General features: G+C 71.8%; 14 protein-coding genes and 1 pseudogene. 11 read left to right on the forward strand and 4 right to left on the reverse strand.

From position 1 onward, the window contains the following. Nucleotides 1–106 precede the first annotated feature (106 nt). On the forward strand, nucleotides 107–742 hold the full coding sequence (locus QM641_RS11710; RefSeq protein WP_415116696.1) for a TrmH family RNA methyltransferase: 636 nt from the start codon (nucleotides 107–109) through the stop codon (nucleotides 740–742). A gap of 12 nt (nucleotides 743–754) precedes the next feature. Here QM641_RS11710 and QM641_RS11715 read toward each other — a convergent pair whose 3' ends face one another. Together QM641_RS11715 and QM641_RS11720 are read right to left on the reverse strand one after the other, a co-directional pair. Continuing rightward, nucleotides 755–979 (reverse strand): hypothetical protein, encoded by a 225-nt coding sequence (locus tag QM641_RS11715; RefSeq protein ID WP_415116671.1) that lies wholly within the window; start codon nucleotides 977–979, stop codon nucleotides 755–757. A 118-nt stretch (nucleotides 980–1,097) separates the two neighbouring features. Next, nucleotides 1,098–2,456 (reverse strand): MATE family efflux transporter, encoded by a 1,359-nt coding sequence (locus QM641_RS11720; RefSeq protein ID WP_415116673.1) that lies wholly within the window; start codon nucleotides 2,454–2,456, stop codon nucleotides 1,098–1,100. 86 nt (nucleotides 2,457–2,542) lie between these two features. Between QM641_RS11720 and QM641_RS11725 the strand changes: the two genes are divergently transcribed. Next, nucleotides 2,543–4,321 (forward strand): DUF308 domain-containing protein, encoded by a 1,779-nt coding sequence (locus tag QM641_RS11725; protein ID WP_415116675.1) that lies wholly within the window; start codon nucleotides 2,543–2,545, stop codon nucleotides 4,319–4,321. Nucleotides 4,322–4,382: 61 nt separating this feature from the next. Continuing rightward, a complete protein-coding gene (locus QM641_RS11730) occupies nucleotides 4,383–6,353 on the forward strand; it encodes a M13 family metallopeptidase (protein ID WP_415116676.1) in 1,971 nt (656 codons plus the stop codon). A 91-nt stretch (nucleotides 6,354–6,444) separates the two neighbouring features. On the opposite strand, the gene purU is transcribed toward QM641_RS11730, so the two are convergent. After that, entirely contained in the window at nucleotides 6,445–7,323 is an 879-nt protein-coding gene (gene purU / locus QM641_RS11735) for a formyltetrahydrofolate deformylase (RefSeq protein WP_415116678.1), read from the reverse strand. A gap of 175 nt (nucleotides 7,324–7,498) precedes the next feature. Next, entirely contained in the window at nucleotides 7,499–8,932 is a 1,434-nt protein-coding gene (locus QM641_RS11740; protein WP_415116680.1) for an MFS transporter, read from the reverse strand. 52 nt (nucleotides 8,933–8,984) lie between these two features. Between QM641_RS11740 and QM641_RS11745 the strand changes: the two genes are divergently transcribed. The 8 genes and pseudogenes from QM641_RS11745 to QM641_RS11780 all read left to right on the forward strand — a co-directional run. Then, nucleotides 8,985–9,686 carry a GNAT family N-acetyltransferase gene (locus QM641_RS11745; RefSeq protein ID WP_415116682.1) on the forward strand — a complete coding sequence of 234 codons (702 nt, stop codon included), beginning with the start codon at nucleotides 8,985–8,987 and terminating at the stop codon, nucleotides 9,684–9,686. 208 nt (nucleotides 9,687–9,894) lie between these two features. Further along, the gene (locus QM641_RS11750) at nucleotides 9,895–10,035 is read left to right on the forward strand and encodes a hypothetical protein (RefSeq protein ID WP_415116684.1); all 141 of its coding nucleotides are present in this window, start codon (nucleotides 9,895–9,897) and stop codon (nucleotides 10,033–10,035) included. Nucleotides 10,036–10,071: 36 nt separating this feature from the next. Next, the gene (menC, locus tag QM641_RS11755; protein ID WP_415116686.1) at nucleotides 10,072–11,205 is read left to right on the forward strand and encodes an o-succinylbenzoate synthase; all 1,134 of its coding nucleotides are present in this window, start codon (nucleotides 10,072–10,074) and stop codon (nucleotides 11,203–11,205) included. Nucleotides 11,206–11,259: 54 nt separating this feature from the next. Beyond that, entirely contained in the window at nucleotides 11,260–12,189 is a 930-nt protein-coding gene (locus QM641_RS11760) for an aldo/keto reductase (protein WP_415116688.1), read from the forward strand. A 314-nt stretch (nucleotides 12,190–12,503) separates the two neighbouring features. After that, nucleotides 12,504–13,355: an ABC transporter substrate-binding protein gene (locus tag QM641_RS11765; protein ID WP_415116690.1), complete on the forward strand. Its 852-nt coding sequence runs from the start codon at nucleotides 12,504–12,506 to the stop codon at nucleotides 13,353–13,355. A gap of 28 nt (nucleotides 13,356–13,383) precedes the next feature. Continuing rightward, on the forward strand, nucleotides 13,384–14,229 hold the full coding sequence (locus QM641_RS11770) for an amino acid ABC transporter permease (protein ID WP_415116692.1): 846 nt from the start codon (nucleotides 13,384–13,386) through the stop codon (nucleotides 14,227–14,229). Then, nucleotides 14,226–14,963 (forward strand): amino acid ABC transporter ATP-binding protein, encoded by a 738-nt coding sequence (locus QM641_RS11775; protein WP_415116694.1) that lies wholly within the window; start codon nucleotides 14,226–14,228, stop codon nucleotides 14,961–14,963. Before QM641_RS11770 ends, QM641_RS11775 begins: the two co-directional genes overlap by 4 nt. Nucleotides 14,964–15,173: 210 nt before the next feature. Then, nucleotides 15,174–15,528: pseudogene (locus QM641_RS11780) on the forward strand (ATP-binding protein); the annotation flags it as partial.

The following is a 15,528-nucleotide window of genomic DNA, read 5'->3' on the forward strand; positions in this document are numbered from 1 at the left end:
GGAGCGCACGGCGGACCCGCCCCCGGAGCGCGCGGCGGACCCGCCCCCGGAGCGCGCGGCGGACCCGCCCCCGGAGCGCGCGGCAGGCCCGCCCCCGGAGCGCGCGGTGGCCCCGGAACCCACCGAGACAGCGCCGGAGCTTCCGGTCGGGGTCGGCCCCTGGCCCGGCGGCCAGGCCCTGTGGCCCGACGATCCGCGCTACGACCCGGCGCTGCTGGCGGCGGGCGACCGGCGCAACGTCGTCGACCGGTACCGCTACTGGCGCATGGAGGCGATCGTCGCCGACCTCGACGAGCACCGTCACGCCTTCCACGTCGCGATCGAGAACTGGCAGCACGACCTGAACATCGGCTCGATCGTCCGCAGCGCCAACGCGTTCGGCGCCGCCGAGGTGCACATCGTCGGGCGCCGCCGCTGGAACCGCCGCGGCGCGATGGTGACCGACCGCTACCAGCACGTGCGGCACCATGCCGACACGGCCGCGTTCGTCGCGTGGGCGACGGATGCCAAGATCCCGATCGTCGCGGTGGACAACGTGCCCGGCGCGGTGCCGGTCGACCACGCCGAGCTGCCGGAGCGCTGCGTGCTGCTGTTCGGTCAGGAGGGGCCCGGGTTGTCGGCGGAGGCGGTGGCCGCGGCATCTGCCGTCGTGGAGATCACCCAGTACGGCTCGACCCGCTCGATCAACGCATCGGCCGCAGCAGCGGTGGTCATGTACGAGTGGTGCCGCCGCTGGGCGTGACGGCGTCGCGTCTCAGTCGCGGTCGATGCCGCAGGTGCGGCGCATGAGCGCCTGCACGTCGCGGCCGAGGGGGTCGAGCTTCGTGTCGAACTTGTCCGACAACGCATCGATCTTCCCGTCGAGGCGTCCGATCTCGGCGCGAAGAATACGCACGAACAGCGTCGAGACGATCGTGAGCATGCCGAACAGTCCGGCGGCGAACACACCGATCAGCGTCCATGCCTGAGGTTCGGTCACGGTGAGCACCCTCCCATTGTGGTCCAGTGCCCGACAGGCTGCCAGGTCCCAGGCCCCCGTGGGGCGCCGGCACGCCGATCCGTGGAGAGCCGTGCGAGAACGTGCGATGGGGAGGAGGCTATGCCTCCGCGGTGAGCCACTCGCGCCGCCGCACGCGCCAGCCGAGCGTCGCCAGACGGGCGAGCATGAACACGCCGAAGAACGCCGCGGCGAGCCACGCCAGGCCGACGGCCCCCGTCGGGTGCAGCAGCCAGAGCGCGGCGAGCACGGGAAGGAAGGGCACGAGGTTCAGGGCGCCCGCGACAGCGAGGTACCGCGCGTCCCCGGCGCCGATGAGCACGCCGTCGAGCGCGAACACCGCCCCGCTCACCGGCTGGGTGACGGCGAGCACCAGCAGCGCGGGCTGGACGGTCGCCGCGAGCGCCGCGTCGCCGGTGAAGACGAGCCCGATCACACCCGACAGCGCCGCGATCGCCGCGCCCACGAAGACGCCGAACCACGTGCCCCAGACGAGCGTGCGGGCAAGCACGCGCCGGACGAACGGCTCGTCCCCGGCGCCGAGCCCCTTGCCGATGAGAGACTGCGCCGCGATGGCGAGCGCATCGAGCGCGAAGGCCGCGGTCGAGAAGATCGTGAAGGCCACCTGCCAGCCGGCGAGCTCTTCGGTGCCGAGGGTCGTGGCCACCGCCACGGTCGCCAGCAGCGCGATCCGCAGCGACACCGTGCGCAGGAACAGCCAGCCGCCGGTGCGCGCCGATCCGCGCACGCCGCCCGGTCGCGGAAGAACGGATGCCGCGTGCCGCCGCACCAGCCGGCCCACCACGACCGCGTATGCGCCCACCATGGCCCACTGCGCCACGACCGTTCCCGCGGCAGAGCCCGCGATGCCCCAGCCGAGGCCGTAGACGAACAGCCAGTTCAGCAACGCGTTCAGGCCGAAGCCGCCTCCGGCGATCCACAGCGGCGTCACGGTGTCCTGCATCCCGCGCAGCAGCCCGGTGGCTGCGAACACGATGAGCATCGCCGGCAGCCCCCACATCGACAGCCCGAGATAGGCCTGCGCCTGGGCGGCGACGGCGGGACCCGCGCCGAACAGGGCGACGAGACCGGGTGCGGCCGGAGCGCCCGCCGCCGCGAGCACCGTTCCGAGCCCGAGCGCGAGCCACAGTCCGTCGATCCCGGCGCTCACCGCGCCGCGGGCGTCTCCCGCGCCGAAGCGCCGCGCCACCGCGGGCGTTGTGGCGTAGGCGAGGAACACCATGAGCCCGACGATGGTCTGCAGCACCGCCGAGGCGATCCCGAGGCCCGCGAGCGGCACGATGCCGAGATGGCCGACGAGCGCGGCATCCACGATGAGGAACAGCGGCTCGGCGATCAGGGCGCCCAGCGCAGGAACGGCCAGGCGCAGGAGCTGCCGGTCGAGGGATGCCGGATGATCCGGCCGCACCGTCGGTCGGGACGTGTGGTGCCGGGCCATGGCCTCCAGCCTAGGAGCGTCGCTGCGCGGGGCGGCCCCTCGCCCGGGCGATAGTCTGAGCGCGTCGGCCGCCGAGGAGGGACGCGATGGTGTCGGAGTCGAACGCAACCGGGCGTCGCGGACGGACGGATCGGATGCCGCGCTGGCTGCGGGCCGTCGTCGCGGCGGCGGCGATCGCGCTCGGCGTGGTGCTGCTGATCCGACCCACGACGACGCTCGGCGTGCTGGCGTTCCTGATCGGGGCGGGCATGATCGCCGTCGGCATCCTCGAGATCGCCGCCCGCGAGGCGGAGACGGATCGTCCGCGCTGGAGACTGCTCACGGCGCCGGCCTGGATCGCCGGCGGACTGTTCGTCCTGGCATGGCCGGGGCTGACCGTGCGGCTGCTCGCCCTCGTGGTGGGCGTCCTGCTGATCGTCAACGGGGCGCTCACGCTCGTGGCGGCCCTCCGGCGGGCGCGCGCGAGGGACACCAGGGTCGCGGATGCCGGGTTCGGTGCGGCCGGGGTCGTCTTCGGCGTCCTGGCGCTCAGCTGGCCGGACATCACGCTCCTGATCGTCGCGATCGTCTTCGGGGCGAGGCTGGTCATGTCCGGCCTCGCAGATCTCTGGCAGGCGGTGCGTCCCGGTGCCGCGCCGGGCCGGCCCGGCACCGCACCGCGGCGGGCCCGCACGGTCGGTGCGGTCGTCACCGTCGTGCTGGCCGTGGTCGCCGCGGCGGTGAGTGTCGCACTGCACGCCGGATCGCCGGAGGTCGACGACTTCTACACCGCCCCCCGCGTGCTGCCCGACGAGCCGGGCCAGCTCATCCGCACCGAGGCGTTCACGCGTGACGTGCCCGACGACGCACGCGCGTGGCGCATCCTCTACACGACCACCGACCTGGAGGGGGAGGTGCGCGTGGCCAGCGGACTGGTCGTCGTCCCGGCCTCGGGCGACGGCGACTGGCCCGTCATCGACTGGTCCCACGGCACCACCGGGGTGGCGCGGCAGTGCGCACCCTCGCTCCTGGCGCATCCGTTCGCCTCGGGCGCCCTCAACGTGCTGCCTCAGATCGTCGACGAGGGGTGGGCGCTGGTCATGACCGACGACATCGGGCTCGGCACCGAGGGGCCGCATCCGTATCTCATCGGCGTGCCGACAGCTCACGCCGTGCTCGATGCCCGCCGGGCCGCCGGACAGCTCGCCGAGGCGCGCCTGGGCGCGCAGACCGTGGTGTGGGGCCACTCGCAGGGCGGCGGCGGCGCGCTGTGGACGGGCGCTCTCGCCGACGACTACGCCCCCGATGTGCCGCTGGCCGGCGTGGCCGCGCTCTCACCGGCATCCGATCTCCCCGGTCTCGTGAAGGGCCTCGGCGACATCACCGGCGGCAGCGTGTTCGCGTCGTTCGTGATCGACGCCTACGCGGCGCTCTACGACGACGTCACCTACCGCCAGTACGTGAGGCCGGGCGCCGAGGTCACCGTGCGGGAGCTGGCGACCCGGTGCCTCGCCGAGCCGGGCACCGCGGTCTCGCTCCTGGAGCTGCTCGGGCTTTCGGAGGATCCCGTCGTGATGGCCGCCGACCCGACGACCGGACCCCTCGGCGAGCGGCTGAAGGAGAACGTCCCCCCCGCGACGATCACGGCGCCGCTGCTGGTGGGACAGGGTGCGGCCGATGGACTGGTGCGTCCGGCCGTGCAGGACGCCTTCGTGGCGAGCCTGTGCGATGCGGGCGTCTCGGTGGACTACCGCCTCTACTCCGGCAGGGGCCACACCGAGGTCGTCGATGCGGACTCGCCGCTCGTACCGGAGCTGTTCGAGTGGACGCGCGCGCGGCTGGCCGGCGACGCTGCAGAGATCGGATGCACGCGCACCGAGGAGTGACCGCCCGATCCCCCGCACGGGCCCCGTGGCCGTGTCGGAGTCGGCGCCTATTGTGGAACGCATGACCGACGCCCTCCGCTCCGGGATCCAGCTCGACGAGCTCAGCCCCGGCATCCGCCCGCAGGACGACCTGTTCCGCCACGTCAACGGCGCGTGGATCGATCGCACCGAGATCCCCGACGACAAGGCGCGGTGGGGGTCGTTCCACCTCATCGCCGAGCAGGCCGAGAAGGACGTGCGCGCGATCATCGAGGAGTCGCAGGCCGCTGAGCCGGGCACCCCGGCGCGCAAGATCGGCGACCTGTACGCGAGCTTCATGGACACCGCGCGCATCGAGGAGCTGGGTGCTGCGCCCCTCGCGGGACAGCTCGCCCGCGCCGACGCGATCGACGGCATCCCGAGCCTGCTGCGCACGATCGGCGAGCTGGAGCGCGAGGGCGTGAGCGGGGTGATCGCGACCTACATCGAGCCCGACCCGGGCGATCCGCAGCGGTACGTCGTGTTCGCGCTGCAGGGCGGGCTCTCCCTTCCCGACGAGAGCTACTACCGTCTCGACAACTTCGACGCCACGCGCACGGCCTTCCGCGGGTACGCGGAGCGCATGCTGGCCCTTGCCGGCGTGGCGGATGCCGCGGGCGAGGCCGACCGCGTGATGGCGCTGGAGACCGAGCTGGCCGGTCACCACTGGGACAACGTGCGCAGCCGTGACGCGGTGGCCACCTACAACCTCCTGCCGTGGGACGAGGTCGTCGCCCTGGCCGGCGTCGACCTGGGCCCCCTGGTCGAGGGGATGGCGCCGGGTCATGCTTTCGCGGAGGTGAACGTCAACCAGCCGAGCTTCCTGACCGGGCTCGGCACGCTCCTGACCGCGGAGCGCCTCGACGACTGGAAGGCGTGGCTGCGGCTGCACATCGTGCGCAGTGCGGCGCCGTACCTGTCCGACGATTTCGTGGCCGAGAACTTCGCGTTCTACGGCACCGAGCTCACCGGGGTTCCGGTCAACCGCGAACGGTGGAAGCGCGGCGTGAGCCTGGTCGAGGGCGCCATGGGCGAGGCGGTCGGCGAGGTGTACGTCCAGCGCCACTTCCCGCCGCAGGCCAAGGCGGCGATGGACGACCTCGTCGCCGATCTCATCGAGGCCTACCGCTCCTCGATCTCGCAGCTGGAATGGATGACCGAGGCCACGCGCGCCCGCGCTCTGGAGAAGCTCGACGCGTTCACGCCGAAGATCGGCTACCCGAAGCGGTTCAAGGACTATTCGGCGCTGCAGGTCGACGCCGCCGATCTGATCGGCAACGTGCGCCGAGCGAACGCGTGGGAGCACGACCGGCAGCTCGCCAAGCTCGGCGGTCCGATCGACCGCGACGAGTGGTACATGACGCCGCAGACCGTCAACGCGTACTACAACCCGCTCATGAACGAGATCGTGTTCCCCGCGGCGATCCTGCAGTACCCGTTCTTCGATCCGGAGCGCGATGCCGCGGCCAACTACGGCGGCATCGGCGCGGTCATCGGACACGAGATCGGCCACGGCTTCGACGACCAGGGCAGCGCCTTCGACGGCACCGGTGCGCTCAACGACTGGTGGACCGACGACGACCGTGCGGCCTTCCAGCAGCGCACCGCGGCCCTCATCGACCAGTACAGCGCGCTCACGCCGCGCGGCCTCGGCGAGGAGCACAAGGTCAACGGCGCCCTCACGATCGGAGAGAACATCGGCGACCTGGGCGGCCTCGGCATCGCGCTGAAGGCCTACCGCCTGCACCTGGAGCGCACCGGCGAGCCGGCCGACGGTCCCGTGATCGACGGGTACACCGGCATCCAGCGGCTGCTGCTGAGCTGGGGTCAGATCTGGCAGCAGAAGGGGCGCGATGCCGAGACCATCCGGCTGCTCACGATCGACCCGCACTCGCCGAACGAGTTCCGCTGCAATCAGATCGTGCGCAACGTCGACGCGTTCTACGACGCGTTCGGGGTGACCGAGGGTGACGAGCTGTGGCTCGACGCCGACCAGCGCGTGAGCATCTGGTAGCCGGGGGCACTCCTGATGCTCGGGCCGGCAGCCGCCGGCCCGAGCCGGTCGGCCGCGAGTCGGTCGAAAGGGGCCTGCCGATCGGTGAGGGCTAGAAGATGATCGTGTGGTTGCCGTGGCGGATGACCCGGTCCTCGGCGTGCCACCGCACCGCGCGCGAGAGCACCTGACGCTCCACGTCGGCGCCGCGGCGGACGAGCTCGGCGAGCGAGTCGGCATGCGTCGCGCGGATGGTGTCCTGATCGATGATCGGCCCCTCGTCGAGGTCGCCGGTGACGTAGTGCGAGGTCGCGCCGATGAGCTTGACGCCGCGCTCCTTCGCCTTCTTGTACGGGTCGGCGCCGATGAAGGCGGGCAGGAACGAGTGGTGGATGTTGATCACGGGCACCCCGAGCTTGTCGAGGAAGTCCTCGGAGAGGATCTGCATGTAGCGCGCGAGCACCACGAAGTCGACGTTGCCGACCAGAAGCTCGAGGATCTTCGCCTCCGACGCGGACTTGTCGGGCCCGGGAACCGAGGGCACGTGGAAGAACGGGATGCCGAAGGAGCGCACGTCCTCGGCCGACGTGGTGTGGTTCGACACGACCATGGGGACGGTCACGGGAAGCTCTCCGCGGCGGTGGCGCCACAGCAGGTCGAGCAGGCAGTGGTCCTGCTTGGAGGAGAGGATCGCCATGCGCTTGGGCACGGACTGGTCGGTGATCGTCCACTCCAGCTCGAAGCCGTCGCGCAGGGTCGCGGCGACGTCGCGCTCGATGCCGGGGAGCGCCGCGGCCAGGTTCGCCCGCTGGAACACGACGCGCTGGAAGTACTCGCCGGTGTCGGGGTCGGCGTACTGGTCGAACGCGACGATGTTGCCCTCGTTGCGGGCGATCAGGGCCGAGACCGCGGCGATGATGCCGGGGCGGTCCTTGCCGTGCACGACGAGACAGGCGTGGTCGGGGAGGAGGTGGGGACTGTGCACGGCCATGCCTTCGATTCTGCCGTGTCGGGTCGCGTACCGCGGCATCGGCCGGACATTCTGTCCCGCTTACAGGGCGAGACGTCGCACAGGGGCCCGATCGGCCCGGGTTATCGTCAACAAGCCTGTAAGCGGGACGCGTGCGGGCGGAGAGCGGCTGGCCGGGACGGCTGCCCGGGGCTGGTCAGGCCGGGAGGGACGGATGCCGCTCGGCCGCGGGTCGCTGCGGGATCAGCAGCGCGGGCACGAGCGCGGCGACCGCTGCCGCGCCGCCCAGCACGTAGGCGAGCTGGAACGCCGCCGCGGTCGGCACCTGGAGCTCGCCCTGCGTCGTCGACATCGTCGCGAGCACCGCGCCGATCACGGCCGCGGCGGTGCTCGTGCCGAGCGAGCGGCACAGCGCGTTCAGGCCGTTCGAGGCGCCGGTCTCGCTCTGCGGCACGGAGCGCATGATGAGCATCGGCATGGCGGCGTAGCCGAAGCCGATGCCCACGCCGACGAGGATGTTCGCGATCAAGAGCTGCCACACCTCGTGGGAGAACACCAGCGAGTAGCCGTAGGCGAGGATCAGCGCGATCGCCCCGAACGCCAGCAGGCGGCGCGGGCCGACCGTGCGCGCGAGGCGCCCGGAGTAGGGCGAGATGAGCATCATCATGAGCCCGGCCGGCGCGACGATGAGACTCGCGATCAGCAGCGTCAGGCCGAATCCGGCCGGTGGCGGCAGCTCCAGGATCTGCGGGTAGGCCACGTTCGAGGTGAACAGGGCGAAGCCCATCGCGATCGAGGCGACGTTGGTCAGCAGCACGGGTCGTCGCACGGCCACGCGCAGATCCAGCAGCGGCTCGGCCGTGCGCAGCTCGTACCGTCCCCAGACCAGCAGCACGGCAAGGCCGCCGAGGCCGCACGCGAGCACGGCCGGCGAGGTCCAGCCCCACTCGTTTCCGCGCGAGAGAGCGAGCAGGATGCCGCTGAGCCCCACCGTCAGCCCCACCGCCCCCGCGATGTCGAACCTGCCGGCCGTGCGCAGCACGCTCACCGGCACGATCCACAGCACGAGCAGGAACACGACGACACCGAGTCCGGCCGCCAGCCAGAACAGGTCGTGCCAGTCGCTGTACTGCGTGACGAGGGCGCTCAACGGCATCCCGAGTGCACCGCCGACTCCCAGCGTCGCGCTGATGAGCGCGATCGCCCCGTCGACGCGGTCGTGGTGCAGGACATCCCGCAGGATCGAGATGCCCAACGGCACGACCCCGGTGACCGCCCCCTGCAGGGCGCGTCCGACGACCAGGCCGACGATGCCGTGCGACAGGGCCGCGATCACCGACCCGGCCACCAGCGCCGCCACGAGCACCAGCACGATGCGCCGCTTGCCGTACATGTCGCCGAGTCGTCCGGAGATCGGGGTGATCACCGCCGCGGCCAGCAGCGTGATCGTGACCACCCACGCGGTGTCCTCGCGGCTGGCGTGCAGCAGTTCGGGGAGCTTGGCCTGGATAGGCACGACGAGGGTGTACATGAACGACGAGGCGAGCCCCGCGATCGCGAGCACCGCGACGACGGCGCCCTGCGGCGGGATGCGCGTGAGCCGACGTCTCACGCGCTCGTTCCTGCCCATCCGCTCCAGCCTAGTCTCCGCGGAGCGGGCCGCGGCGGGTAGCGTGAACGGTATGAGCGACGCGCAGGAGGGCATCCGGATCCGCTCGCTGGACGCGATGGACGACATCCTCGAGGCCGCGCGCGTGCTCGGACAGGTGTGGGGCGGCGACGACGGCGGCATGCCGGCGAACCTGCTGCGCGCGCTGGCGCGCTCCGGCAACTACGTGGTGGGACTCTACGACGGCGACCTGATGATCGGGGTCTCGGCCGGGTTCTTCGGGCCGCCGGCATCCCGTTCGATGCACTCGCACGTCACCGGGGTGCTGCCCGGGTATCAGGCCAGGGGGCTCGGCCGTGTGCTCAAGCAGCATCAGCGCGAGTGGGCGTTCGCGCGCGACGTGGGTCACATCACGTGGACGTTCGATCCGCTCATCGCCCGCAACGCCCACTTCAACCTGCTCGTGCTCGGTGCGCGCGTGACCGACTACCTCGTGGACCACTACGGTCCGATGGACGACGACGTCAACCGCGGTGACGAGTCGGACCGCCTCATGGTGTCGTGGGCGCTCGCCGCTCCCCGCGCGCACAATCCGACGGACGTCGTCGCGTCGGTGGCGATCCCCCGCGACATCGAGAGCATGCGCGTGCAGTCCCCGGACGAGGCGGCCGCGTGGCGCGCCCGCGTGCGCGACCGGTTCCTCGAGCTCCTCGGCGAGGGGCTGGTCGTCGGCGGGTTCCGCGACGAGGCCGGGTACCTGTTCGTCCGGCCCTGAGCGTCGGCGTTACCACGCTGCTTCGGCGCCGTCTTCCTGTTCCGGTGCGCGCGCCAGAGGCGTTGGTGCCACTTTCCTGCTTCGGCCCGACGAAATATGTGGCGCCATCGCAGGGAACTGGCGCCATCTCCGAGTGCGGCCGGACGGCGTGTATCAGAGCCGGGTGACGTGGCTCCTCTCCCTCAAGACCACGGGGAAGGAGACACCCATGAACGCCCGCATCGACGCCCTCGCCCGGGTGGTCCACCTCGACCCCGAGCAGCGCGCCGCCCGCCTCGATCGCCGGGCGCGCCGTCATCGCCGGGCGACGTTCGTGCCGCCGCGCCCCGCCTTCGGCGACCTGCGCTGATCGTCGGCGGGCGCGCCCCGGGCGTAGCCTGAGCCCATGCCGGTCACCGAACCTGCGGCATCCGTCACGCTCGAGGCCGTCGAGCTGCGCGTGCTGCACCTTCCGCTCGTCTCGCCCTTCACGACCTCGTTCGGCACCGAGACGGTGCGCGAGGTCATCGTCGTGCGCGCGCGCACGACCGACGGCGAGGGCTGGGGCGAGATCGTCACGCAGCACGAGCCGTCCTACTCCAGCGAGTACACGCACGGGGCGTGGGACGTCGCGCAGCGCTTCCTCATCCCGGCGCTCCTGGAGGCGCGCACGTTCGCGCCCGAGGACGTCGCCGGCATCCTGGAGCCGGTCATCGGCCACCGCATGGTCAAGGGCGGGCTCGAGCTCGCCGTGCTCGACGCGGCCCTGCGCGCGCAGGGCCGGCCCCTCGGCCAGTACCTCGGCGCGGTCCGCGACCGGGTGCCCAGCGGTGTGTCGGTGGGCATCCAACACGACCCGGCGGCGCTCGTGGATGCCGTCGGCGCCTACCTCGCCGAGGGCTACGTGCGCATCAAGATCAAGATCAAGCCCGGCCGCGACGTCGCCGACACCGCCGCCGTGCGCGACGCGTTCGGCGGCATCCCGCTGCAGGTCGACGCGAACTCGGCGTACACGCTCGCCGACATCGACACGCTCGCCGAGCTCGACCGGTTCGACCTGCTCCTGATCGAGCAGCCGCTGCAGGAGGACGACCTCGTCGACCACGCAACCCTCGCCCGGCGCCTGAGGACCCCGGTGTGCCTGGACGAGTCGATCGTCTCGTTGAAGGCCGCGCGCGACGCGCTGGCGCTCGGCTCGGCATCCGTCGTCAACATCAAGGCGGGCCGCGTCGGCGGTTACCTCGAGGGCGTGCGCATCCACGATCTGTGCCGGGATGCCGGGGTGCCGGTCTGGTGCGGAGGCATGCTGGAGACCGGCATCGGCCGGGCCGCCAACGCCGCGCTCGCCGCCCTGCCGGGGTTCACGCTGCCGGGCGACATCTCCGCATCGAGCAGGTTCTATACGCGCGACATCGTCACCGAGCCCGCCGTGCTCGAGGACGGGCAGGTGCGCGTGCCCACCGGCCCGGGCCTCGGCGTGGAGATCGACCCGGTAGCCCTCGACGAGGCCACGGTGGAGCGCGTCGAGGTGCGGACCTGACGCCGGCGTGCGGGTACCGTACCCAGTAGTCCCGGCATCCGCGAAAGGAACACCATGCGATCCGTCCCTCTTGGCTCCGGCCGCCTCGCCCCCAACGTCGTCCTCGGTCTCATGCGCATCGCCGAGCTCGACGACGACGCCGTGCGCGGGCTCGTGCGCACGGCACGGGATGCCGGGATCGACATGTTCGACCACGCGGACATCTACGGTCCGCAGCTGCACGCGTGCGAGCGGCGGTTCGCCGAGGCGCTGCGGCTGAGCCCGGCCGAACGGGACGAGATCACGATCCAGACCAAGGCCGGCATCGTGCGGGAAGGGCCGTACTTCGACTTCTCGTACGAGCACCTCGTCGCTTCGGCCGAGGCCTCACTGCGGGCGCTGGACACCGACTACATCGACGTCCTGCTGCTGCATCGGCCGGACGCGCTCGTCGAGCCGGAGGAGGTCGCGCGCGCGTTCGACCACCTGGAGAGCAGCGGCAAGGTGCGCGCCTTCGGCGTCTCGAACCACACTCCGCGGCAGATCGAGCTGTTGAAGACCGCGGTGCGCCAGCCGCTCGTGGCCGACCAGGTGCAGCTGTCGATCGCGCACGCGCCGCTGGTCGCACAGGGCGTCGCGGCGAATATGCAGGGGTTCGAGCAGTCTGTGAGCCTCGACGGCGGGGGACTCGTCGACTACTGCCGCATCCACGGCATCACCCTGCAGGCGTGGTCGCCGATGCAGGCCCCGGGCGGGGGTGTGTTCCTCGGGTCGCCGGCCTATCCGGAGCTGAACGATGCCATCGCGCGGCTGGCCGAGCACTACGGCGTGGAGCCGATCGCGATCGCGACGGCCTGGATCACGCGGCATCCGGCCGGCATGCAGGTCGTGCTCGGCACGACGACGCCCGCGCGTGTGGCCGCCGCGGCGGCCGGGTCCGACCTCGCGCTCACGCGCGCGGAGTGGTATGGCCTGCTGCGGGCGGCCGGGTATCGCGTGCCCTGAGGCCGCCGTGAGGATCGCTTCCCGGCGGCGAGCCCCGGGGGGCGTGCAGGCGGTTCTGCGCGCGGGTGCGGCGGCTCGGGCGTCCCGCTTACAGGGCGAATCGCCGCCGCGGCGGCTCGTACGGCCCGATCACCGTGTTCGGCCCTGTAAGCGGGACGGCGAACGCGGGTCACCGCGAGCCGGGCGATGCCGGGAGGTCTTGCGAAGCCCGGTGCGGGCCACAACCGTGTAACAAACGGTCGCCGTACGCGGTCCGGTCGGCGCGCGAGGCGGAAGAATGGACCCAGCCCCCCGCACCGACCCCGGAGAAGCCCATGTCCCGCTCCGTCCTACGCCTCGCCGCTGCGGCGACGGCCGCCCTCGCCCTCGTCCTCACCGGCTGCGCCCAGGGCGAGCCCGAGGCGACCGACACCGCGACGGTCCCCGCCGACGACGCGTACGTCACCCCCGGCACGCTGACGATCGCGACGGGAGACATCGCGTACGAGCCGTACGTCATCGACGACGACCCGTCCTCCGGCGAGGGGTTCGAGGCGGCCGTCGCCTACGCGATCGCCGACGAGCTCGGCTTCGCCGAGGAGGACGTCGAGTGGGTGCGCACGAGCTTCGAGGCGGCGATCGCGCCGGGCCCGAAGAACTTCGACTTCAACATCCAGCAGTACACGATCACCGACGAGCGCAAGCAGGCCGTCGACTTCTCGTCGCCGTACTACTCCGCAAGTCAAGCCGTGGTGGCGCTCAAGGGCAGTGCCGCCGAGGGCGTCGAATCCATCGCGGGGCTCAAGAGCCTCAAGCTCGGCGCCATGGCCGGCTCCACCAGCGCGCAGACGATCGAGTCGGTCGTGCAGCCCGACGTCGAGCCCTCGCTGTACGGCTCGAACGAGGACGTCGTCGCCGCGCTCAACGGCAAGCAGATCGACGCGTTCGTGATCGATCTGCCGACGGCGTACGCCGCGACCAACTTCTACATCGAGAACTCGTTCATCGTCGGCGAGCTGCCGCTCGGCGACGTGCCCGACCAGTGGGGCGTCGTGCTCCCCAAGGACTCGCCGCTCACCGGTGCCGTGACCGCCGCCGTCGACGACCTCCGCGAGAACGGCACTCTCGATGAGCTGACCGACCAGTGGCTCGGCGTGCTCCAGGAAGGCGTCACCCTCCTCAAGTGAGCCCCGCGGCATCCGCTACGGTCGTGCCGTGAGCACCCGCACGCCGAGCGCGCTCGAACTGGAGCGCCGGCAGTACCGCGACCGGCAGTCCCGCCGCTCGATCCTGCTCGCGATCGCCTCGACGGTCGCCGTCGCGGCGATCGTGTGGGCGACGGTCATCAATACGCCCGGGTGGGGCGCCGTGCAGCAGGCGTTCTTCGATCCGGAGATCGCGCTGCGCTCTCTGCCGCGCATCTGGGACGGATTCCTGCTGAACCTCACGGTGCTGGGCATCTCGGTCGTCACGGTCGCCGCATGCGCCCTCGCGCTCGCCCTGATGCGGACGCTGCGCGGCCCGGTGTTCTTCCCGCTGCGCGCGATCGCCGCCGGGTACACCGATATCTTCCGCGGGCTGCCGTTCATCATCGTGATCTACCTCGTCGGCTTCGGCCTGCCGACGATCCTGGGCGCGCGCATCGAGCCGATCGTGCTCGGCGTCATCGCCGTCACGCTCACCTACTCGGCCTATGTCGCCGAGGTGATCCGCGCCGGGATCGAGGCGGTGCATCCGTCGCAGCGGCTCGCGGCGCGCGCGCTCGGCCTCGACCACGGGCAGACGCTGCGCCGCGTCGTGCTGCCGCAGGCGCTGCGCAAGATGACCCCGCCGCTCATGAACGACTTCGTCGCGATGCAGAAGGATGTCGGGCTCATCTCGATCCTCGGGGCGGTCGATGCCGTGCTCGGCGCCAAGATCGAGGCGTCGCAGGCCTACAACTTCACGCCGTACATCGTCGCCGGCATCCTGTTCATCCTGCTGGCGATCCCGACGGTGCGGCTCACCGACTGGTACGCGGCCACGCTGCAGCGGCGCGAACAGACGGGATCGCTGATATGACCGCCGTGCTGAGGGCCACCGACCTGTGGAAGTCGTTCGACGGGCGCGCGGTGCTGCGCGGGGTGTCGGTGGAGCTCGACGTGCACGACGTCGTCGCCGTCATCGGGGCGAGCGGCTCGGGCAAGTCGACGCTGCTGCGCTGCCTGAACCTCCTGGAGCCGATCGACGACGGGCAGATCTTTCTCGCCGGCGACGACATCTCCGACCCGAGAGCGGATGCCAACCGGGTGCGCTCGCGGTTCGGCATCGTCTTCCAGGGGTACAACCTGTTCCCGCACCTCACGGTGCTCGATAACATCACGCTCGCGGCGCGGTTCGTGCATCGGATGCCGCGGCGCGAGGCCGAGGAGCGCGGGCGCGAGCTGCTCGCGCGCGTCGGCCTCGCCGACAAGGCCGACGCGCATCCCGATCGCCTGTCCGGGGGTCAGCAGCAGCGCGTCGCGATCGCGCGGGCGATCGCGACCGACCCTGAGGTGCTGCTGCTCGACGAGATCACCTCGGCGCTCGACCCGATGCTCGTCGGGGAGGTGCTCGAGCTCGTCCGCACGCTCGCCGAGGACGGCGCGACGATCCTGATGGCGACGCACGAGATGGCGTTCGCGCGCGACGTCGCCAACCGCGTGCTGTTCCTCGACCAGGGCGCGATCGTCGAGGAGGGCCCGCCCGCGCAGTTGTTCGGCGCGGCCCGCGAGCCGCGCACGCGCGAGTTCCTCGCCCGCTTCACCGCCGGCTGACGCCGGTCGCGCGTCATTGCCCTGCCCGCCCGAGTCACTGCCCTCCCGCCCGAGGCACTGCTCTCGTGCCCACTCACTGCCCTCCGGCACAGTGACTGGGCGTCAAGGCAGTGAGTCGGGATGCGGGAAGGCCGCCGTGAAGGATGGTTCGCTGCGTGCGCCTCGGTGCCTCCTGACGTCGGCGTCGGAGGTGGTTGTTACCCTCGATCCATGACCGACACCCCCGACTTCGTCGCGATCATCCGCGACGCGGTCGCCGCCGATCCGCAGAACCTCGGCCTGCGCGTCGATCTGATCGAGCTGCTGCTGGAGCACCAGCCCGAGGTCGCGGCGGTCGAGATCGAGACCCTCGCGCACTACGGCGCCAATCCGCAGACGGTCGCCGTGCTGCGGGCTCGGGCCGCCGCGGCGCTGCTGCGCAAGCGCAACGCGTCGCCCGGGCTCGTTCCGGGGACGGATGCCGCTGCCCCCGCCCCCGGGGCGGCGCCACCGGCCGATGCGGCTCCCGCGCCGGGCGCTGCTCCGGGGGCACCCGCCGCCCCGCCGTCGTACGGGGCCGGCCTCG

This window comes from Microbacterium sp. (assembly GCF_047605725.1).
GTDB lineage: Bacteria > Actinomycetota > Actinomycetes > Actinomycetales > Microbacteriaceae > Microbacterium.